This window comes from Micromonospora sp. RHAY321 (assembly GCF_023896955.1).
Lineage (GTDB): Bacteria > Actinomycetota > Actinomycetes > Mycobacteriales > Micromonosporaceae > Micromonospora.
The window spans coordinates 86,015-105,961 of sequence record NZ_JAMHIW010000020.1 but is presented as its reverse complement, the minus strand read 5'-3'; the positions used below and the strand labels follow the sequence as shown (position 1 = coordinate 105,961).

Here is a 19,947-nt window from a genome sequence, read left to right as displayed (position 1 = left end):
TGGAGTGCGACGGCTCCCGCCCGGCAGCGGCCCCTCGGGTGCGACGCGTAGCCTCGGGCCATGACCGTCTTCGACATCCCGATCGACGCCCTCAACGGCGGCCCCGCCGACCTGGCCCGCTACCGGGGCAAGGCGCTGCTGGTGGTCAACGTCGCGTCCCGCTGCGGCCTCACCCCGCAGTACGCCGGCCTGCAGGCTCTCGCGGACTCCTACGCCGACCGGGGCCTGGTGGTGCTCGGCGTGCCCTGCAACCAGTTCGCCGGGCAGGAGCCGGGCAGCGCCGCCGAGATCAGCGACTTCTGCCAGGTCAACTACGGGGTCACCTTCCCGTTGACCGAGAAGGTCGACGTCAACGGCCCCGACCGGCACCCGCTCTACGCGGCGCTCGTGGACACCCCGGACGCCGACGGGCACACCGGGGACGTCCGGTGGAACTTCGAGAAGTTCCTGGTCGCCCCGGACGGCACAGTCGCCGCCCGGTTCGCCCCGACGGTCGAACCCACCGCCGACGACCTGCGCGCCGCCGTCGAAAAGGTGCTGCCCCCAACCTGACGCACACCGCCCTCAACCGCGGTGATCACACATCGGAGGGCGCGGGGAAGCGCCACTGGGTCGCTTCCGCCAGCGGGTGGTAGCCGAGGGTCTGGTAGATGCGGGTGCTGGTGGGATTCGCTCGGTCGGTGTAGAGGGTGCACCTGGTCGCGCCGGCGGTCAGTGCGTACTGGCTGACGTGCGCGACGCAGCCGCTGGCAAAGCCGTGTCCGCGCTGCTCGGGTGGTGTGTAGACGCCGCTGACCCGGACCACGCCCGCCACCGGCCGGCTCAGCCAGGCCGTCGAGACCGGAGCGCCGGCACACTCCCAGAGCCAGAGCAGGTCCCCGTGCGGCAGGCGGGCGTCCACCTGCCCGGACAGGTCGACGGGCGGGCCGCCGGGCGCCGTCTCGACGAGGAACGCGGCGGCCCACTCGACCAGCAGGTCCCGGTCCGCGAGGGTTGCCGGGCGGGCGCGTCCGGGCACGCCGGTCGGCGGCCGGACCGCGTCCAGTTGGAAGATCCGCTGCGCGGTTCCGGGTACGGCCATCAGGCCGGCGCGTTCGGCGTACCGCTGCGCGAACTCCGCCACTGCCGGAACCGGGCCGTGCACCTCGACAAGCGGCGGCGCCGCCCGGACGAAGTGCTCGGCCAGCGCCCGCGCCGCGGGCGGCGGCGCCGCACCGAGCAGGGGCCCCCGCGGCGGTGTCCACACCACCGCACCCACCGTGGCGCCGCCGTCGGCAACCCGCACGAACCGTTCGTCACCGGAGAGTGGCACGTCCCCGGAGAGCCGGTCGGCGACCAGCGTGAGCAGTACGTTGTGCAGGACGGGCTCGCGGCGCAGCCAGGCGCCCGCCGTGACGGCGAAGGTCGCGAGATCCTCGACGAGACAGCGCATGCCCGGCAGTCTGCGCAGTCGACCGACGGCGGGCAACCGGAATAACCCACCGTGCCGGTCGGGAATGCGTCGAGGGTGGACGGAGTTGGGAACGAGCATGACAACTGTGGGACTGATCGGCAGTGGCAACATCGGCGGCACCGTGGCCCGACTGGCGGTGGCCGCCGGCTACGACGTGGTGCTGAGCAACTCGCGGGGCCCGGAGACGCTCACCGACCTGGTCAACGAGTTGGGCGCGCACGCCAGCGCCGGCACGGCACAGGACGCGGCGCAGGTCGGTGACCTCGTGGTGGTCAGCGTTCCGCTGAAGGCGTACCGGGCGGTGCCCGTGGAGCCGCTGGTCGGCAAGGTCGTCATGGACACCAACAACTACTACCCGCAGCGCGACGGGAACTTCCCGGAGCTGGACGCCGGCGAGATCACCAGCAGCGAACTGCTCCAGCAGCACCTGCCGGAGGCCCGGATCGTCAAGGTCTTCAACAACATCTACTTCAAGGGCCTGGCCGCCCTCCCCCGGCCGTCCGGCGCCCCCGACCGCAGCGCTCTCGCGATCGCCGGCGACGACCCCGCCGCGAAGGCCGAGGTGACGGCCTTCCTTGATCGGATCGGCTACGACGCGGTGGACGCCGGTTCGCTCGCCGAGGGGTGGCGCTACCAGCCGGACACCCCGGCGTACGGGACGCTCTACTCCGCCTCCCCGACCGACTGGGAGCACCCGGCACCGGGCGACGCCGAGAGGCTGCGCGCCGCCCTGGCCGCCGCCACCCGCTGAACACCGCCGCCGCCCTCCAGTGACCGCCTAGCGGGTGGTCGTACGGAGGGCGGCGGCGAGTTCGTCGTCGTAGCTGGCGATCGGCTGGCCGTCCGAGGCGTACGCGACGAGCCGTCCCTCGGCCATGGTCGCCGACCGGAACGAGAACGTCCGCGTACCCGGGTAGGCGGCGAGCAGCGGAATGGCCCGGGGCGCGCCGCCCGGGGCCGAGTAGTACTCCAGGCGGGTCACCCGCGGGGAGACCACACCGTTGACCCGGACCTTCGTCTTCTCGGCGCGGGTGCCGAAGGTGACCGGCGCGTCGGTGGCGTAGGCGGCGCACTCGGCCGGGCCCCGGCAGACGAAGAAGTATCGCGGGTTGACCACGTCGTCGAGGGTGTACGCCTTGAAGGTGGGGTCGGCCCCGGCCGGTAGCGGCTGCACGGCGAAGAAGGCGACCGCCACCGTGGCCGTGACGCCCACCCGCAGCCAGGCCCGCCCGGCGGCCGGTCGTCTGCTCGTGCGCTGGGCGGCGACGGCGACGCCGCCGAAGCCGACGAGGCACAGCAGACACACGCCGACGGCGCGGGCGTTCTCGAAGAGGAACTGCACGCCCGGCCGTGTCGAGATCGGGCTGAGCACCGCACCCAACGAGACGACCATGGCGGCGAGCAGTGCCGCCCCGGCCGCCCGCCGGGTGACGCCAGACGCGCCGATCAGCAGCATCGCGGCGAGCACCGGCCACACCTGGTGGTGGGTCCAGGACACCGGGGACGCGGCCACGGTGGCGCAGCCGACGAGCACCGCGGCGTGCCCGGGACGGCCCTGCCGTGTCAACTGCCGGGCCCGCAGCAGCGCCGCCGCGCAGATCAGCGCGACCAGGCCGGCCCAGAGCGGGGGGAGCGTCGACTCGTCGACGCCGACGCGCAGCAGCACCCCGTGCAGGGACTGGTTGCCCAGGGAGGCGAGGTTGCCGATCCGGGACGTCTGCCGGACGGCTTCGGTCCAGTAGGTCCAGCTCTCGCCAGGCAGCACGATCGCGGCGAGCCCCGCGCAGGCCACGAACGTCGCCGCCGCGCGGCCGGCGTCGCGGTAGCGCCCGACGGCGAGGAAGTAGACCACGAACAGCAGCGGGGTCAGCTTGATCGCCGCGGCGACACCGACCAGCATCCCGCGCAGTCGGGGTGGGAGGACGCCCATGCCGTCCAGCAGCGCCATCAGCACGATGAAGATGCTGACCTGGCCGAAGCGCAGGTTGCTCTGCACCGGCGCGGAGAGCATCAGCACCGTGGCCGCGACCGCCACGACGAGCGGCCGGCGGGAGCGCCGGGTGGTCAGCGCGACACCGACCGACGCGGCGATGGCGACGACCGCCGCGCACGTCGCCACCAGCCAGAAGCCTTGCAGGACGCCCTCGCTGACGGCGGTGATCGGCCCCAGCACGAGGGCGGCGAACGGCGGGTAGGTGAACGGCCCGCCGTTTTCCGCCACGTACCCGTACAGCGGCTTGCCGGCGTGCAGATCGGACAGTGCGCCGTAGTAGATGTGCAGGTCGGAGAGCCGGTCCTCGCGCCGCAGCACGAGCACACAGGACACCACCGCGACGACGACGAACGCCGTCCACGCCAGCGCCACCCGGCGATCCCGCATCGACCGAGAATAAGGGAGTACGACGGCCTGCGGTGGCCCCGGCACAGCCGGCGCCGCGTCTGCCTCCCGGGACGGCGACAAAAACATCGGTTCGGCAACTTGCGCCGCAGTCCTGTACACGGGACTCTGTTCCCCTGGGTTGCCGCCCGCTCACCGAACGTGCCCCCCGGAGGCGACATGCACACGCTCCGCACCGCACCCCGCCGGCTGCTGGCTGGCACCGGCGCTCTCCTGCTCGGCACCACTCTCGCCGCCGCCGGCACGCCGATGCCGGCCGGTGCCGCGACCGGCGTGGACACCGTCGGATACGTCCGACTCGCCCACCTCTCCCCCGACACCCCGGCGGTGGACGTCTACCTGGCCGCGCCGGACGCCGCGAAGCCGCAGGTCTTCCCCGGGGTGGATTACGGCGTGGTCTCCGACTACCTGTCGTTGCCTCCCGGCCGGTACGCGGTGGCGATGCGCGAGGCCGGCGCCCCGGCCACCGACCCGCCGGTGCTCACCACCGAGGTGGCCGTGACCAGCGGCGACGCCTACACGGTGGCCGGCGTCGGCCGGCACGCCGACCTCGGCCTGCGGGTGCTCAACGACGACCTCAGCGCCCCCAGCGACGGCCGCGCCAAGGTGCGGGTGGTGCAGGCGTCGGTGCGGACCCCGGTGCTCGACGTGGCGGCCGCCGACGGCCCGACGATCGCCAACGGAGTGCAGTTCGCCACCACGACCGAATACCAGCAGGTCGAGCCGGGCAGTTGGCGTCTGCGGCTGACGGGCGCGGGTGGCACGAGCACCGACGCCGAGGTGCGGCTGACCGGCGGCGCGGTCTACTCGCTGCTGGTGCTCGACTCCAAGCAGGGCGGGCTCACGGCCGAGCTGCGACGCGACGCCGAGGGCGGCACTGTCGTCCCGGCCGGCGGGGTGGACACCGGCGCCGGCGGCACCGCCGGGACCGGGCTGGACGCGTACCCCCTGGTGGCCGGCGGGTTGGCCGCGGCGGCCGGCGCGGTGGCCCTGCTGCTCTGGCGTCGGCGGCGGCGCACGACCTGGTGAGCGCCGGGCCGGACCTGTCGATTCGGCGGCACCGCGACCGCCGGGTGCCGCTGGCCGCGCTCGTCGCGGCCGGTGCGGCGGTCTGCCTGGCCGCCGGCACCGGGGTCGGGCTGGCCGGCACCGGCAGCCCGCCGCCGGTGGCGAGCTGGCACCCCGGCTGCACCGACGGCTGCCCGTCGGTGGCCGTCGCGCCCGCGCCGCAGGGTCCACCCACCCGGGTACGCGTGCCGCGCATCGGCGTCGACTCATCGCTCACGGTGCTGGGCCTGGACGGCGCGGGTGCGCTGGTCCCGCCGGACGACTTCGGCGTTGCCGGCTGGTACGGCGGTGGCCCGGCCCCCGGCGACACCGGTCCGGCGGTGCTTGCCGGGCACCTGGACTCGCGGCGCGGCCCGGCGGTGTTCGCCCGGCTCGGTGAGCTGCGACCCGGTGACCGGGTGGAGGTGTGGCGCGGCGCGCAGCGGCTGTCGTTCCGGGTGACCGGGTCGCTGCGGGTCCGCAAGGACCGCTTCCCCACGGCGGCGGTCTACGGGCCGACGCCCGGTGCGGAGCTGCGCCTGGTCACCTGCGGGGGTGACTTCGACCGACGGAGCGGGCACTACCGGGACAACGTGGTGGTGTTCGCGGTGGCCGAAGCGACCTGATCACCTCGGGTTCAAGGATGTCGGGGTGTTCGGCTCGCCGGGATGCCCCGGTTTCCGGCATCCCGAGTGGATCGTGGACTCCTGCCCGGCGGTCCGCGCCGGCAGCGGCGTCAGACCGGGCGGCGGCCGGCGAAGCCGCACTCGGCCCGGTGGTACCAGCGCACGTCGGAGTCCCCCTCCAGCCAGCACCAGAGCACGGCGCGGCCGGCCCGCTCGCCGGGAAAGTCGAGCAGCACCGGCGCGATGCCCTTGACCTGGATGTCGTGCTGGTGCAGCTCGTCGACGACGGCGTGCAGCCGGGCCTCCAGACCCTTCACCTCGGCCAGCCCACCGAGCGCGCTGACGCCGTGGTCGGCCAGGTCGACGCGCAGCTCGGCGAGGTCGGCCCGGAGCCGGATCAACTCGTCGACACGCGGCTGCAGGGTGGCCACCAGGTGCCGGGCCTGGGCGAGTGTGAACACCCGGCCAGTATGCGGCACCCGCCGGGCGGTACAGGACCCCGCGGCCCGCGACCGCCTCAGTCGGCCTGGGCGGCCAACTCCCGGGCGCGGTCCCGGGCGGCCTCCAGCGCCGCGAGCAGGGCCGCCCGTACGCCGTGCTTCTCCAGCTCACGGATGGCGGAGATGGTGGTGCCGGCCGGCGAGGTGACCGCCTCGCGCAGCTTGACGGGGTGCTCGCCGGAGTCACGCAGCATCACCGCGGAGCCGATCGCGGTCTGCACGATCAGCTCGTGCGCGACCTGCCGGGGCAGCCCCAGCAGGATCCCGGCGTCGATCATGGCCTCGACCAGCAGGTAGAAGTAGGCCGGGCCGGAGCCGGAGAGCGCGGTGACCGCGTCCTGCTGCGACTCGGGCACCCGGATCGTCTGGCCGAGGGGCTTGAACATCTCCTCGGCCAGCGCCAGGTGCGCCCCGGTGGCGTACGCGCCCGCCGAGATCGCCGTCATCGCCTCGTCGACCAGCGCCGGGGTGTTGGTCATCACCCGCACCACCGGGGTGCCCTCGGGCAGCCGGCGGCTGAAGAAGCTGGTGGGAAGCCCCGCGCAGAGCGAGATGACCAGCTTGTCGGCGGGCACCTTGGGGCCGATCTCGTCGAGCAGCGTCGCCGCGTCCTGCGGCTTCACCGAGATGGCGAGCACCGCCGCCTCGTCCACGGCGGCCGCGTTGTCGACAACACGGATGCCGTAGCGGGCGGTCAGCTCCTCGGCGCGGGCCGGTCGGCGGGCGGTGGCCAGCAGCCGGTCCACCGGCCATCCCGAGCGCAGCAGCCCGGAGAGCATCAGCTCACCGATCTTGCCCGCGCCGATCACCGCGACCGTGTGCACCCCGGCTGACATCTCGGCCGTACCCCCTCGCATCGGGTCGCGGCGCGGCGGACCCGCAGGCCCGCCGCGCCGCCGACCGTCGATCAGCTGCCGAAGAAGACCTCGGCCTCGGCGTACCGCTCCAGCGGGACGGTCTTCAGCTCGCGGGTGGCCTCGGCCAGCGGCACCCGGACGATGTCGGTGCTCTGCATCGCGACCATCTTGCCCCAGTCGCCCTCGTTGACGGCGTCGATGGCCTGCAGGCCGAGCCGGGTGGCGAGCACCCGGTCGAAGGCCGTCGGGGTGCCACCGCGCTGGATGTGGCCCAGCACCACGGTGCGGGCCTCCTTGCCGGTCTTGGCCTCCAGCTGCTCGGCCAGCCACTGGCCGATGCCGCCGAGGCGGACGTGACCGAACGAGTCCAGCTCCTGGTTGGCGAGCACCATCTGGCCGTCCAGCGGCTGGGCGCCCTCGGCGACCACCACGATCGGGGCGTACTGGTGCTGGAAGCGCTTCTCGACGTAGCCGGCCACCTGGTCGACGTCGAACTGACGCTCGGGCAGCAGGATCACGTTGGCGCCACCGGCCAGGCCGGCGTGCAGGGCGATCCAGCCGGCGTGCCGGCCCATCACCTCGACGACCAGGGTGCGGTGGTGGCTCTCCGCAGTCGTGTGCAGCCGGTCGATGGCCTCCATCGCGATGTTGACCGCGGTGTCGAAGCCGAAGGTGTAGTCGGTGGCGCCCAGGTCGTTGTCGATCGTCTTCGGGACGCCGACCACGTGCACGCCCAGCTCGTAGAGCTTGGTGGCCACGCCGAGGGTGTCCTCGCCGCCGATCGCGATGAGCGCGTCCACGCCCTGCGAGGCGAGGTTGTCCTTGATCCGCTCGACGCCGTTCTCGATCTTGAACGGGTTGGTCCGGGACGAGCCGAGGATGGTGCCACCGCGGGGCAGGATGCCGCGCACGTCGGCGATACCCAGGGGCCGGGACAGACCCTCCAGCGGGCCCTTCCAACCGTCCTGGAAGCCCACGAACTCGTGACCGTAGGTGGCGACGCCCTTGCGGACCACCGCCCGGATGACCGCGTTGAGACCGGGGCAGTCGCCGCCGCCGGTGAGCACGCCGATACGCATGATCCGCTCATCCTCCTGGAGCATCAGGTAAAGCCCGATATGCCCCAGGATATGTGTCAGGTCAGACCTCGGCGCCGTTGCCGGCCCGGGGCGGGCCGTCACTGCGCACTGTAGTCGGCCTGCCTGTGCGGCGACAGCGCGCCCCGGAGCGACCCGCCACCGGTCGCGGTCAGTAGGTCACCTCGTGGTTCTCGCCGGGGTTCGGTGGCTGGCCGGTGACGGCCGCCCGGGCGAAGCCGAGCAGGTTGACCACGGTGCTGCTGGGCGAGTCCCAGTACTCGGCGGAGCTGGCGTGCACCTTGATCATCGTGAGGCCGGAGGTGTCCAGCCCGTCCGGGAACCACACCTTGAGCACCGGGCTCCACAACTGCTCGGCTCGGGACCGGTCGAACCCCTCGTTGGCCGTGCCCGAGATCGACACCCAGGAGTTGTGCTTCTGGTCGGAGAAGGCGACGTTGACCTCCGGGTTCACCCGGATCTGGCGGACCTTTGCCGAGTCGTCGTAGGCGAAGAACCACAGGTCGCCGTCGAACTCGGCCTCCTGGAGCCCCATCGGCCGGCTCACCTGCCGCCCGTCCAGGGCGATCGTGGTGAGCATGCAGATCCGCGCGGCGCGGGCCAGCTCGGTGACCCGGGCACGGGCCTCGGCCGCGGTGGTCGGCTCGTTGCTCATGGCAGTCTCCCTCGGCTCGACTCGTCGAACCGTTGCCCGGGACAGAACCGGTCAAACCTCCAGCGGCACGGCCAACACGGATGAAGCCGCTCAGCGGGCCGTCATCGCCCGCCAGCGGGCCAGGTTGTGCCGGGCGTCGACCAGTGCGTCGTGCCGGGCCGCGTCCGCGTCCGGCAGCGTCGGCCGGCCACGGTCGTCCCAGAGCTGCCGCAACTCCTTGGTGAACCGCGGGATCTCCCGGGGCAGCGCCGGCATCGCACCCCAGAGCTGAGCGAGCACCACGTGGTCGTACGCGGCGTACCAGGCCCACAGCTCCAGTTGCTCCCCCGGTCGGTCCCGGACCGGTTCGACGAGGAAGTCGTACAGGTCGTCGCGGATGCGTTCCCGCGAACGCCACGCCCGGTCGGCCGGCGACGGCAGCTTGTCCAGCACGTTGCGCCGGACCCAGGGCACGGCGCGGGAGTCGTCGAACTCGGTGGAGACCGCGTAGAACTCGCGGCCGTACTCGTCGACGACACCGATCGAGACGAGGTCGACGACCTGGCCGTCCTCGATGAACTCGCAGTCGTAGAAGTAGCGGTAGACCATTCCAGCCATCCTCGCCCACCACCCCGCGGCGGCGCTCGGCGGGGCCGGCGGTCGGCGCGGCCCGGGCCAGCGGGGACCCGTGCCGCCGACCCGGATCCGCACCCCTGCAAAGCGGTACGCCGCAGCTCGCGACGGTCACGGAAGTGCTTCGAGGGGTGTACAGCAAGCGACCGGACCGTCATGATCTGATGTGTACCGCTACCGGACGCCGAACCGGTGTCAGTTCACCTTGTCAGGGCCAGCAGGTTCGCCCGGTGAGCGAGTTGTGGTCCTTGACCGGGGAGGGGTTGGGCCGTGGAGGTTCGCCTGCCGGAGCCGGGTGACGCGCTCACGGGTGTCGAGATGTTCGCGGGGCTGGAGCCCGAGGTGCGGCAACGGGTCATCGCCGCCGCCGTCCCGCGCACCTACCGCAAGGGGCAGCTGCTCTTCGTGGAGAACGACCCCGGCGAGTCGCTGATCGTGCTGCGTCGCGGCGCGGTGGCCGTGTTCCGCACCGCACCGACCGGTGAGCGGGCCGTGCTGTCGGTGATCCGTCCGCCGGACGTGCTCGGCGAGGTCTCCCTGCTCGACGCGTCCACCCGGTCCGCCTCGGCGGAGGCCATCGAGGACTGCGCGGCGCTCGCGCTGTCCCGGGGGGCGTTCATGGAGCTGGTGCACTCCAACCCCCGCATCCTGGACGCGGTGATGCGCTCGCTGGGCGGGCTGATCCGCCGGCTCACCGAGCAGAACGCCGACCACGTCTTCCTCGACCTGCCCGGTCGCGTGGCCAAGACGCTGGTCCGGCTGGCCGGCGAGAGCCAGGCACCGATGATCACGATCGAGCTCAACCAGAGCCAGCTCGCCGAGATGGCCGGCGGCTCCCGGCAGAGCGTCAACCAGGCGATCGGTTCGTTCGCCAGTCGTGGTTGGCTGCGCACCGAGGGGCGCCGGATCGTGGTGACCGACGTGGCCGCGCTGCGCCGGCGCGCCGGCATGAACGACCGCTGACCCTCAGCTCGACACCCCGCAACGGACACGACAGGGCCGGGTCACCCGTGGGTGACCCGGCCTCGTCGTCGCGTCAGGCGCTGAGTCAGACCCCGGAGCTGCCGGGACCGGCCCACTTGTCCGGGCTCTTGCCGTCGCCGCCCGTCCCGTGGGACTGCTCGATGACGATGCCCTCGGCCTGCAGGCTGGCGAGGGTGGCGGCGTCGACGTCCACCGACTCACCCGCGGAGTGGCTGACCCCGTTGCCGTCGGTCCAGTCGCTCTCCAACTTGACGTACACCATTGGCCTGTCCCCCTGTGGTCGCTGATCGAGATGTGGCCGCCTGAATCTAATGCGTCCACCCCTCGGTGGACTGTCCACAAACCAACAGCCCGGTACCTGACAGCCGCGCCGGCGGTGATACTTCCACTGACGGGACGCCGTGGGCGTCAGCCGGTTCGCCAGTGGAGGGTGTCATCGCCGCGCAGTGTGGGCGCTGTGGACGTACGGCCGCCGACGGCGACCGCTTCTGCGGTGGCTGCGGCGCCGAGTTGGGTGCGGTCTGCCCGCACTGCCTGCGGCCGCTCGCCTCCGACGTCACCTTCTGCACGTCGTGCGGGTCGCCCCGCCCGGGCGCCGACCGACCGGCCGCCGTCAGCCCGCAGGAGGACCGCCGCCGGGTGAGCGTGCTCTTCGTCGACCTGATCGACTTCACCCCGTACGTCGAGCGGGCCGATCCCGAGCAGGTCCGCGGCATGCAGACCGGTTTCTTCTCCGCCGCCCGACGGGTCGTCGGGCAGTACGGCGGCGTGGTGGAGAAGTACATCGGCGACGCGGTGATGGCGCTGTTCGGCGCGCCGATCGCCACCGAGACCGACGCGTTGCGCTGCGTACGGGCCGGGCTGGAGCTGCAACGGGTGCTCACCCGGTTCGCACCGACCGGCAGCACCGAGCTGCGGTTCCGCGTGGGGGTCGCCACCGGTGAGGCGCTGGTCGACGTGGCCGCCGCCCGCGACGGCGGGCAGGCGATCGTCGCCGGCGACGTGGTGAACACGGCCTCCCGGATGCAGTCGGTCGCGCCGCCGGGTGGGGTGCTGGTGTGCGGCACCACGCACGCGCTGACCAAGGACGCGATCCGCTACGAGGAGCAGCCGCCGGTCACCCTGCGCGGCCGGTCGTCGCCGACCGAGGTGTGGCTCGCCCTGTCCCCGCTGCGCCGCCAGCCCACCGACCAGGAGCCGGACACCACGCCCCTGGTCGACCGGGAACACGAGCTGGGCATGCTGGTCAACGCCCTGCACCGGTCGCTGCGCGACCGGCTGCCGCAGGTGGTGACCATCTTCGGCCGGGCCGGCATCGGCAAGAGCCGGCTGCTGCGGGAACTCCACCGGCACACCGGTCGGCTGGTCGACGAGCCGCTGACCTGGCGGACGGGGCGCTGCCCGCCGTTCGGGGAGAACGTCACGTTCGCCGCGCTGGCCGACATCGTCAAGTCCGAGGCCGGAATCCTGGACACCGACCCGGCCAGCAGCGCGGCGCAACGGTTGGCCGCGGCCGTCGGCGAGCTGATCGGCCCGGGTGAGCGGGCCCGGGTGGTGGACGCGCTCCGGCCCCTGGTCGGGCTGCCCGGCACACCGCTGCCCGCCGAGGAGGCGGAGTCGGCGTGGCGGCGCTTTCTGCTGGCGCTGGCCGCCCGCCGCCCCACCGTGCTGGTCTTCGAGGACCTGCACTGGGCCGACGACGCCATGCTGCGCTTCGTGGAGCTGCTCGGCGCGGCGGCCCGCGAGGTGCCGCTGCTGCTGCTCTGCACCGCCCGTCCCGAGCTGGTCGACCGCGACCCGAGCTGGGCCGGCACCATCACCGGCTCGGTGACCATCACCCTGCCGCCGCTGCGCGACACCGGCATCGCCGCGCTGTACGCGCACATGTTCGGCCAGGCCGCGTTCTCCGCCGACATGCTGAGCCCGCTGATCGAGGTGGCCGGCGGCAACCCGCTCTACGCCCACGAGTACGTCCGGATGCTGATCGAGCAGGGCGCGCTGCGCCAGTCCGGACGGGGCTGGTCGCTGGACAAGCAGCTTGAGCTGAGCATGCCGGAGAGCGTGCACGCGGTGATCGCCAACCGGGTGGACCTGCTGGACGCCAAGGACCGCGCCGTGCTGCTGGCCGCCTCGGTGGTCGGGGTGCAGTTCTGGCCGGGCGCGGTGGCCGCCGCTCTCGGGCAGCCGGTCGAGTCGGTCGAGCGTTCACTGCGCCGGTTGGAGCAGCGCGACTTCGTGCACGAGCAGGCGGCGTCGACCATGGCCGGGCAGGCGGAGTTCCGGTTCCGGCACGTGCTGGTGCGCGACGTCTGCTACCAGCGGTTGCCGCGCACCGAGCGGGTGGCCCGGCACGAGCGGGCCGCCGACTGGCTCGACGCGTTGTCCCACAGCCGCGACACCGACCTGGCCGAGGTGCTCGCCCACCACCGCTGGGCTGCCCACGAGATCGCCCGGTCGCTCGGCATGCAGGTCCGCCGGTACGCCGGGCCGGCGCGGCGGGCGCTGCACCGGGCGGCCCGCCGGGCGTACGCCCTGCACGGGCTGGAGGCCGCGGCCAGCCACGCCGGCCGGGCGCTCGGCCTGGCCGACGACAGTGACCCGGTGGGCCGGCTCCAGCTGGAGCTGCTGAGCACCGAGATCTCGTTCTACCGGGACGGCAACGAGTTCCTCTCCGGCGGTGGCCCGGAGCAGGTGCACGCGCTCGCCGACCGGCTGCTGGCGCACGGCGACGACGCCTGCGCCGCCCGCGCGTGGACGCTGCTGGGCCAGGCCGCCTGGCTGCGCGCCGACCGGCGCGACGCGTTGGCCTGCCTGGACCGCGCGGTGCAGTTGTTCGAGCCGCTGCCGGACACCCCCCAGAAGGCGGACGCGTACGCCGAGCTGGGCCGCCTGCACATGCTCAACTACGAGGGGGACCCGGCCGTGGCGGCGGCGGACACCGCGGCGGAGATCGCCGAGCGGCTGGGTCTGACCGAGACCCGCACCAACGCCCGGATCACCGCGGCCACCGCCCGCTACCAGTCGGGCGACCGGGTGGGCCTGGACGAGCTGCACGCGATCGTCGAGTTCAGCCGCACCGGTCAACTGCTGGCGCTGCCCCGGGCGACGCAGAACCTCGCGTGGGCGATCCGGGAGGAGGGCGACTGGCTGCGCTCCGACGCCCTGCTCTCGGCCGCGCCGGCCCGCACCGCCAGCGGGCAGACCCTGACCACCAGCTACTCCGCCGAGGCGATGCGGGCCTGGTTCGAGGGCGACTTCGGCCGGCTGCTCACCGCGGCGGAGGCGTTCGTGGACACCCCGACCGGCAGTTGGGACATGCAGGTGCGGGGCCTTCGCTCCTGCCTGCTGGTGTTGCGCGGCCACCCGGTCCCGCCGGCCGGGAACGCCGCCGCCGGGCGACCGGCCGGTCCCGGGCACCACGACGACGTCGCCGCCGCGCTGCACACGGCGCGCAGCAGCGGGTTCCACCGGTTGCACTGGACGATGCTCGGCATGGCCGCGCTGTGCCGGGCGTTGCAGGGCCACGAGGCGGAAGCGGCAGAGCTGATCGACGAGCTGGACGCCTCCTGGTCGGCGGTGCCGGCCCTGGCGAGCGGGGAGTGGATCGCGGCGGCGGCGTACGCGGCGAGCCTCGCGGGCCGGGAGGCGGCGGTGCGGGTGCGCACGATGCTCGACCGTGTCGGGCACCGTACGCCCTGGTCGGAGGCGGCGCTGCGGACGGTGACCGCCGCGGTGGCCGCCGCCGACGGCGACCACGAGCGGGCCGCCGAGCTGCACCTGGCCGGAGCCGAGATCTACGGCCGGATACCGGACGTCTCCGACCAGATCCTGGCGCTGGCGTTCGCCGCGGCGGAACTGAAACGCGCCGGCGACCGCATCGGCCTCCAGGGCGCGCTGGCCGACGTCCGGGTGTTCGCCGCGCGCAACGGGGCTCCGGGCCTGCTCACCCTCGCCGGTTTCCCGACCGCCGCGGCCTCCCCCACTCTCGCCTCCTGACCGTTGCGGGCCGGGCACCGGGACGGGTTCGTCCACGCCCCTTGACCTTTCCCTTTGGGCAAGCTCCAGCCTGGTTCGTACCGGTCGCCGTGACCGGTACGAGGAGGATGTCGACGTGGGGCTGCTGACCATCGGTGCGTTCGCCCGCGCGGCGCGGCTGACGCCGAAGGCGTTGCGCCTGTACGACGAGCTCGGACTGCTGCCGCCGGCCGCGGTCGACCCTGATTCCGGTTACCGGCTCTACGAGCCGGACCAGCTGGACCGGGCCCGGCTGATCGCCCAGCTTCGCCGCATCGGCATGCCGCTGGCGGAGATCCGCGTCGTCTGCGGCCTGGAACCCGCCGCGGCGGCCGAGGCGATCCACGCGTACTGGCAGCGGATCGTGACCGACACGGCGGCCCGCGGACGCCTCACCACCTTCCTCGTCGAGCACCTGTCGGGAAGGGGAACCACCATGTCCGACGCCAACCCCACCCTCGGCATCCGCCACGCCGCCGGCTGTAGCACCGGGACCGGGCGCGACAGCAACGAGGACGCCACCTACGCCAGCGATGTCCTGCTGGCGGTCGCCGACGGCGCACGCGGGCCCGGGGGTGCCGCCGCCAGCAGCGCGGCCATCGACGCCCTCAAGCCGCTGGAGCTGGTCGACGTGCCGGCTGCCGAACTGCTCACCAGGTTGGCCGATGCGGTCAGCGAGGCCGATCGGACCGTGTTCAGGGCGGCGACCGACGATCACCAGCCGTTCACCACCCTGACCGCGATGCTGCGCCGCGGCTCCCAACTGGCCCTGGTGCACATCGGCGACACCCGGGCATATCTGCTGCGCGGCGGTGAGCTGTTCCAGCTCACCCAGGACCACACCTGGGTGCAGTCACAGGTCGACCAGGGCAAGCTCAGCCGCGACGAGGCCGCGGCGCATCCCCAGCGGGCCCTGCTGGTGCGGGCACTGGGAGCCGGCGGGGACCATGTCGAGGCGGACCTGGCACTGCGCACCGCCCTGGCCGGCGACCGCTACCTGTTGTGCTCCGACGGTCTGTCCGCCGTGGTGGACCGCGCGGCGCTGCGCACGGCCCTGACCGGGGCGGGTGATCCCGAGCAGACCGTGCAGCGGCTGATCTCACTCGCGTACGCCGAGGGGGCACCGGACAACATCGCCTGCGTCGTCGCCGACGTCGTCGCGACCTAGCCGCGACGCCTCCGGTCACCCCGGGTCAGGCGGCCACCGGCGCGGGGACACGCTCCTTGAGCTTCTGCGCGTAGATGTCGACGTACTCGCGGCCGGAAAGTTCCATCAGCTCGTACATGATCTCGTCGGTGACGGCGCGTTCGACGAACCGGTCGCCGGCCAGCCCGGCGTAGCGGGAGAAGTCCAGCGGAGCGCCGAAGCGGATCTTCACGCGGGCGACCTTGGGGATCAGCTTGCCCGGCGGCTGGATCTCGTCGGCGTTGAGCATCACCACGGGCACCACCCGCGCGCCGCTCTCCAGGGCGAGCCGGGCCACACCGGTCTTGCCCCGGTAGAGCCGCCCGTCCGGGGACCGGGTCCCCTCCGGGTAGATGCCGGCCACTCCCCCGGTACGCAGCACCTGCAGCTGGGTGTCCAGTGCGGCGCGGGCCGCCCGGCCGCCGGAGCGGTCCACCGGGATGGTGCCCGTGCCGACGAAGAACATCCTGGTCAGCCAGCCCTTGATCCCCTTGCCGGTGAAGTACTCGGCCTTGGCCACGAAGGTGACCCTCCGAGGGGTGATCAGCGGCGTGAAGATCGAGTCGGAGAAGGAGAGGTGGTTGCTGGCCAGGATCACCGGCCCGGTCGCCGGTATGTGGTGCAGGCCCTCCACCTGTGGCCGGAAGATCAGCTTGAGCAGCGGACCGAGGATGACGTACTTCAACAGCCAGTACAGCACCGGCGTCCTTCCCGTGGCGTGGTGACGACGGCGCCCGCGCCCGTGCTCCGCCGGGCGGGGCCGCCGTCGCGACGAGCCTACGAAGCGCGGAGCCCCACCACAACGGACGCTCGGGCCGGCTTCGGACATCCTCGGGCCGGCTTTCGGAGGCGCTCGGCCCGAGATACCCACGTACCTCCGGGGCGGCGGCCGGCCGGTCCCCTGCCGCGCCCCTCGCAAGAACGGACAAAGAGCCTCCGCCGCGACCAGCGGCAGGGCTCTGACTTTGGAAGACGCGACACAACGCACTCCCGGAACCGGCCCCCGACGTGTCACGATTCAGGGGGCGTCTGCGGTCCCGGCCCGTCCCCCTCCGTGCCTCGCAACGCCCGGACGTGCGTCTCCGTCCCCTGCCGATCCCGGCCGGTACCGCTCCGTACCAACCCGTCCCTCGCGGTCTGTTAGCACCAGGCTTAGCACCGTGGGCTGGTGCTCAACCTCAGCCGAGGCCCTGGCCGAAGAGGTCAAACCCGATCTTCGCGACCTGAGCGAGGTGCTGCAGGTCTTCCGGCGCACCCTCCAGCAGGCCCTTCCCCCGAGCAAGCAGCGACCGGACCCAACCCTTGTCGGGCTCGTCCTTGGCCGCCTCCCGCTCCAGTTCAGCGGCGACCGTCTCGTACTGCGGCTGCTGGTCCTCAGGCAGCAGTCGGGCGAACTCCCGCAGCGCCTCCGCGAACACGGTCAACACCTGGGCGTCGTTCGTGTTGGTCTGGTTCTGGGCGACGTCCCGGTTCGCCACCGCGAGTTGGCCCTTGTTGTCGCCCATCACGGTGACGTTCACGCCCGCGCCGTCGCCCCGGTTCAGGTAGCTCACAACCCCTCCGTACTGCTCGATGCACTCAGTCCCGGCCGGCTCGATAGTCGGGGTCTCGTCGGTCCCGCCCAACAGCCGCCGCTCCCGCAGGAACTGGACCGCACCCACCAGGTCCGCCGCGCCGAACAGTTCCCCGTTGAACCAGCCGTACGGGCTGGTCGCGATCTCGGCGATCTCAGTCGACTCACCGTTGGCGTCCCGCTCGTACACCCACCGCAGGACCGCGTCCCGGCAGGCCATACGGCGAGCACGACTGTCCTTGCGACGCTCCAGCCGGGCCACCGCCTCGGTACGGCCGATCTCGGTGAGCTTGATCATCCGGTCAAGGCCGCCGCCACCCATCAGCCTCATCTCATCGACGCACCCCCTGCCCTTGAGGAAGTCGATTGCCACGTCGATCTGCGGTTCGGCCCGAGGACGGAAGTCGCCTAAGCCGAGCTTGTCGATCAACGAGCCGATGGCCGACGGATAGCCAGGCCCGTTCTTCGAACCCTCGTAGATCCAGTCAACGATCCAACCTGCGACGAGTTCCAACTCCGACCCGGTGACCGACCCCCCGCCAGCACCGTTGCCGCCGCCGCTGGCGATGCCCCCGCCCCCGGCGATCTCCCCCTGGACCGGTATCCGGACCGGGTACTTGTCGAGTTGCTTCTGCAGATCGCGCTGCAAGTCCCGAAACCCCTTCCGGTTGGGCTTGAAGCTATTGCCCACCTTGCCCCCTCGGCGTTGGCCACATCGACCGACCACGCTACCTGCAGGGTGCGACAAAATTCGCCGTCCGCATCAGCCGGGGCAGGACAGCTCGCCCTACATCGGCCGCCGCCGCGACAGATGCCGGTGCACCTGGCGCATGGTCGACGGCTCCGAGTACAACGCCGCGTTGATCGCACCGAACGCCACCCCGGGAGCCCGCTTCGCCCGTTCAAGGTCTTCGGCCACCCGGGCGATCAACGCCAACCGACACCGCATGTCGATCAACTCCCGCCGCGAGCACTGCAATGCGGTCTCCAAACCCTTGACCCGCTCGCGCAACCACTCCAGTTCGGTGCCCTGGTCCACGTGCCACTCCCTCCAGTTGGTGGTGAGGTGGGCGACCACGCGCCGGGTCTCGGGTTCTCCACCGGACGGTCACCACGGGATTACTTTGGCCACCCAAATGGGTCTGCGCAAGTAGGTAGACCCAATCCGGCAGTAGCGTCGCCAATACGGTCCACCTGTGGGTGAGGTCCCGGGGCCGCTGGTCGGTCCACACGAGCTGCAAGAGCTGCTCGGCGTGAGCCGCACCCGGATGCGCCAGCTCGTGCGCTACCCGACCTTCCCCGAGCCATTCCAGCGCCTGCATGGCATGACCGTCTGGCTGCGTGTCGACGTTGAAGCGTGGATCACCGAACACCGGCCACCCCGAGTCACCGACGGCGACGAAGCCGAGTAACAGCCGACCCGCCTCGGAAGCCCCCCGCCCCCGGCAGGCCGACCCCGCCCTGGGCGGCGGAAGGCCGCCGGGAGCCACGGGAGACCCCACGACGACCCCACCGGAAGCGCAGGGGGTCGTCGGCAAGCGCCAAACTGAAGAGATGGAAGCAAGCACTCCCTTGTGGGTGCCGATCGTCGTGGCTGCGGCTGGCGTCGGTGGCACCGTGACCGCAGCTTGGCTCACCCAACGGGCGAGCAAGAAGCGGGAGGACGAGCGGTGGCGAAGGGAACGAGAGATTGACGAGATCCGCTGGCAGCGCGAGAGGGCCGATCGGCTTCGCGAGCTGCGGATCAAGCTCTATGTAGATCTGGCCGAGTACTCGCAGAACTTCGAGGAGACGTTGGGTGCGGTCACCGACGAACTTGGCATCACCAAAGCCAGAGGAGCAGACGGCCTAATCCACCACGAAAAGCTCACCGCACAGGTCAAGCTTTTAGCCCCGAAATCCGTACGGGATGCGTGGTACCGGCTGCGCCAGTCGGAGGAGAGCCTGTACTGGGAGCTGTACGAAGGCAGTCCGAACCACACTCCCCAGGGCCAGCCCTACTTGGATGCTGACAGCCAATTCATTATCGGCATACATCGAGACCTGTCCGAGTTGCAGTCTTGCCTCCGTGCCGCGATGGCTGACCCGGATCTGTCGGACTGATCTCAGGAGATCTCCCCGGCGGGCAGTCGCAGATCGTCCAACCCATGCGGGACGGGGACAGGTGGACCGCCCTTCGGCGACACAGACCGGTCCCCGCCCTGCTGGAAGAAGCAACAGGGGCGGGGGCCGGAGTCTATGCCGGTCAGGCGGTCGTCTGCTGCCCTCGACCGTCCGCGTGTGCGCCTCAAGGCCACGGGCATTCGCCGAGTCCTTGGCCGAGCGGTCCCGCTCCAGCGCCCGACCGGCCGCCGCAACGTCCTCCGTCGGCTGGACCTTGCCCAGCGGGGTCGCCCTCGTCGAACACTGACGCCCCGAACTACCTTGCCCATGGTCATCACTCCTCGTCCTGGTCGTCTTGAACCCGGGCAGCCCGCGCCGCCCCACCCTCGGGAGGCGGCACCGGCTCCCGGTCGAGATTCCGCCCCACACGGCCGCCCGCCCTTGTCAGCCACGGGGCGCGCGGGACCTCCGGCGCGTAACTGCCGGCCGGCTCCTTCTCGGCTGCCTCCCGCGCCCACTCCGGCCGTCTTCGCTGCTGCCGAGCACCTGCCGCATTCCGCGCTCGTTAATCTCCAGGTCCCGCCGCAGCATCTCAGCGGGCGAGGGTAGAAGCCGCTCGGTCTGCTGCTGCTGCTCGGCGATGTACCGCCGGACCATCGCCTCTTGTTCACGAGGTGAGGGGACGTACCCGGTCGGGCGGGCGTTCCGAAAGCGCACCGAGCAGGCGGGGCTCCCCCGGCTGCGGTTCCATGACCTGCGACACACGTTCGCGTCGATCGCGCTCAACGCTGACGTGTCGATGCCGGTCTTGTCGAAGGTGATGGGCACACCAACCCGGCGTT

20 protein-coding genes are annotated in these 19,947 nt (G+C 72.2%); 9 read left to right on the top strand and 11 right to left on the bottom strand.

The features are described from left to right. Positions 1-60: 60 nt before the first annotated feature. On the top strand, positions 61-552 hold the full coding sequence (locus tag M8C17_RS28410; RefSeq protein WP_252419635.1) for a glutathione peroxidase: 492 nt from the start codon (positions 61-63) through the stop codon (positions 550-552). Positions 553-577: 25 nt separating this feature from the next. Here M8C17_RS28410 and M8C17_RS28405 read toward each other — a convergent pair whose 3' ends face one another. Beyond that, positions 578-1,432: a GNAT family N-acetyltransferase gene (locus M8C17_RS28405; RefSeq protein ID WP_252419634.1), complete on the bottom strand. Its 855-nt coding sequence runs from the start codon at positions 1,430-1,432 to the stop codon at positions 578-580. Between the two features lie 97 nt (positions 1,433-1,529). Between M8C17_RS28405 and M8C17_RS28400 the strand changes: the two genes are divergently transcribed. After that, on the top strand, positions 1,530-2,204 hold the full coding sequence (locus M8C17_RS28400; protein WP_252419633.1) for an NADPH-dependent F420 reductase: 675 nt from the start codon (positions 1,530-1,532) through the stop codon (positions 2,202-2,204). Positions 2,205-2,231: 27 nt separating this feature from the next. On the opposite strand, the gene M8C17_RS28395 is transcribed toward M8C17_RS28400, so the two are convergent. Further along, positions 2,232-3,833, bottom strand: coding sequence for a glycosyltransferase 87 family protein (locus M8C17_RS28395; RefSeq protein WP_252419632.1), 1,602 nt, complete (start codon positions 3,831-3,833; stop codon positions 2,232-2,234). A 177-nt stretch (positions 3,834-4,010) separates the two neighbouring features. On the opposite strand from M8C17_RS28395, the gene M8C17_RS28390 reads away from it, so the two are divergent. Both M8C17_RS28390 and M8C17_RS28385 read left to right on the top strand, forming a co-directional pair. Further along, positions 4,011-4,880: a DUF4397 domain-containing protein gene (locus M8C17_RS28390; RefSeq protein WP_252419631.1), complete on the top strand. Its 870-nt coding sequence runs from the start codon at positions 4,011-4,013 to the stop codon at positions 4,878-4,880. Beyond that, on the top strand, positions 4,877-5,524 hold the full coding sequence (locus M8C17_RS28385) for a class F sortase (RefSeq protein WP_252419630.1): 648 nt from the start codon (positions 4,877-4,879) through the stop codon (positions 5,522-5,524). Before M8C17_RS28390 ends, M8C17_RS28385 begins: the two co-directional genes overlap by 4 nt. A gap of 110 nt (positions 5,525-5,634) precedes the next feature. On the opposite strand, the gene M8C17_RS28380 is transcribed toward M8C17_RS28385, so the two are convergent. The 5 genes from M8C17_RS28380 to M8C17_RS28360 form a co-directional block, all read right to left on the bottom strand. Continuing rightward, positions 5,635-5,985: a DUF2203 domain-containing protein gene (locus M8C17_RS28380; RefSeq protein ID WP_252419629.1), complete on the bottom strand. Its 351-nt coding sequence runs from the start codon at positions 5,983-5,985 to the stop codon at positions 5,635-5,637. 56 nt (positions 5,986-6,041) lie between these two features. After that, positions 6,042-6,860 (bottom strand): pyrroline-5-carboxylate reductase, encoded by an 819-nt coding sequence (gene proC, locus M8C17_RS28375; RefSeq protein WP_252419628.1) that lies wholly within the window; start codon positions 6,858-6,860, stop codon positions 6,042-6,044. 71 nt (positions 6,861-6,931) lie between these two features. Next, positions 6,932-7,960, bottom strand: a complete 1,029-nt coding sequence (locus tag M8C17_RS28370; protein ID WP_252419649.1) for a 6-phosphofructokinase — start codon at positions 7,958-7,960, stop codon at positions 6,932-6,934. 169 nt (positions 7,961-8,129) lie between these two features. Beyond that, positions 8,130-8,633 (bottom strand): pyridoxamine 5'-phosphate oxidase family protein, encoded by a 504-nt coding sequence (locus M8C17_RS28365; RefSeq protein ID WP_252419627.1) that lies wholly within the window; start codon positions 8,631-8,633, stop codon positions 8,130-8,132. A 90-nt stretch (positions 8,634-8,723) separates the two neighbouring features. Then, complete coding sequence (locus M8C17_RS28360; protein WP_252419648.1) at positions 8,724-9,221, bottom strand: polyadenylate-specific 3'-exoribonuclease AS; 498 nt, start codon at positions 9,219-9,221, stop codon at positions 8,724-8,726. 294 nt (positions 9,222-9,515) lie between these two features. Here M8C17_RS28360 and M8C17_RS28355 point away from each other — a divergent pair, with 294 nt between their 5' ends. Beyond that, positions 9,516-10,208, top strand: coding sequence for a Crp/Fnr family transcriptional regulator (locus M8C17_RS28355; protein ID WP_030337710.1), 693 nt, complete (start codon positions 9,516-9,518; stop codon positions 10,206-10,208). A gap of 85 nt (positions 10,209-10,293) precedes the next feature. Here the strand turns inward: M8C17_RS28355 and M8C17_RS28350 are convergent, their stop codons facing one another. After that, a complete protein-coding gene (locus M8C17_RS28350; protein ID WP_252419626.1) occupies positions 10,294-10,491 on the bottom strand; it encodes a hypothetical protein in 198 nt (65 codons plus the stop codon). Between the two features lie 161 nt (positions 10,492-10,652). Between M8C17_RS28350 and M8C17_RS28345 the strand changes: the two genes are divergently transcribed. Then, positions 10,653-14,225: an adenylate/guanylate cyclase domain-containing protein gene (locus tag M8C17_RS28345; protein ID WP_252419625.1), complete on the top strand. Its 3,573-nt coding sequence runs from the start codon at positions 10,653-10,655 to the stop codon at positions 14,223-14,225. A 115-nt stretch (positions 14,226-14,340) separates the two neighbouring features. Further along, a complete protein-coding gene (locus tag M8C17_RS28340; RefSeq protein WP_252419624.1) occupies positions 14,341-15,411 on the top strand; it encodes a MerR family transcriptional regulator in 1,071 nt (356 codons plus the stop codon). Positions 15,412-15,436: 25 nt separating this feature from the next. On the opposite strand, the gene M8C17_RS28335 is transcribed toward M8C17_RS28340, so the two are convergent. From M8C17_RS28335 to M8C17_RS28325, 3 genes are all read right to left on the bottom strand, one after another. Beyond that, a complete protein-coding gene (locus tag M8C17_RS28335) occupies positions 15,437-16,129 on the bottom strand; it encodes a 1-acyl-sn-glycerol-3-phosphate acyltransferase (RefSeq protein WP_252419623.1) in 693 nt (230 codons plus the stop codon). Between the two features lie 478 nt (positions 16,130-16,607). After that, positions 16,608-17,651 (bottom strand): hypothetical protein, encoded by a 1,044-nt coding sequence (locus M8C17_RS28330; RefSeq protein ID WP_252419622.1) that lies wholly within the window; start codon positions 17,649-17,651, stop codon positions 16,608-16,610. A gap of 138 nt (positions 17,652-17,789) precedes the next feature. Then, the gene (locus M8C17_RS28325) at positions 17,790-18,041 is read right to left on the bottom strand and encodes a hypothetical protein (protein ID WP_252419621.1); all 252 of its coding nucleotides are present in this window, start codon (positions 18,039-18,041) and stop codon (positions 17,790-17,792) included. A 157-nt stretch (positions 18,042-18,198) separates the two neighbouring features. On the opposite strand from M8C17_RS28325, the gene M8C17_RS28320 reads away from it, so the two are divergent. Both M8C17_RS28320 and M8C17_RS28315 read left to right on the top strand, forming a co-directional pair. Beyond that, positions 18,199-18,414, top strand: a complete 216-nt coding sequence (locus tag M8C17_RS28320; protein ID WP_252419620.1) for an AlpA family transcriptional regulator — start codon at positions 18,199-18,201, stop codon at positions 18,412-18,414. A gap of 142 nt (positions 18,415-18,556) precedes the next feature. Continuing rightward, positions 18,557-19,105 carry a hypothetical protein gene (locus tag M8C17_RS28315; RefSeq protein ID WP_252419619.1) on the top strand — a complete coding sequence of 183 codons (549 nt, stop codon included), beginning with the start codon at positions 18,557-18,559 and terminating at the stop codon, positions 19,103-19,105. Positions 19,106-19,947 lie beyond the last annotated feature (842 nt).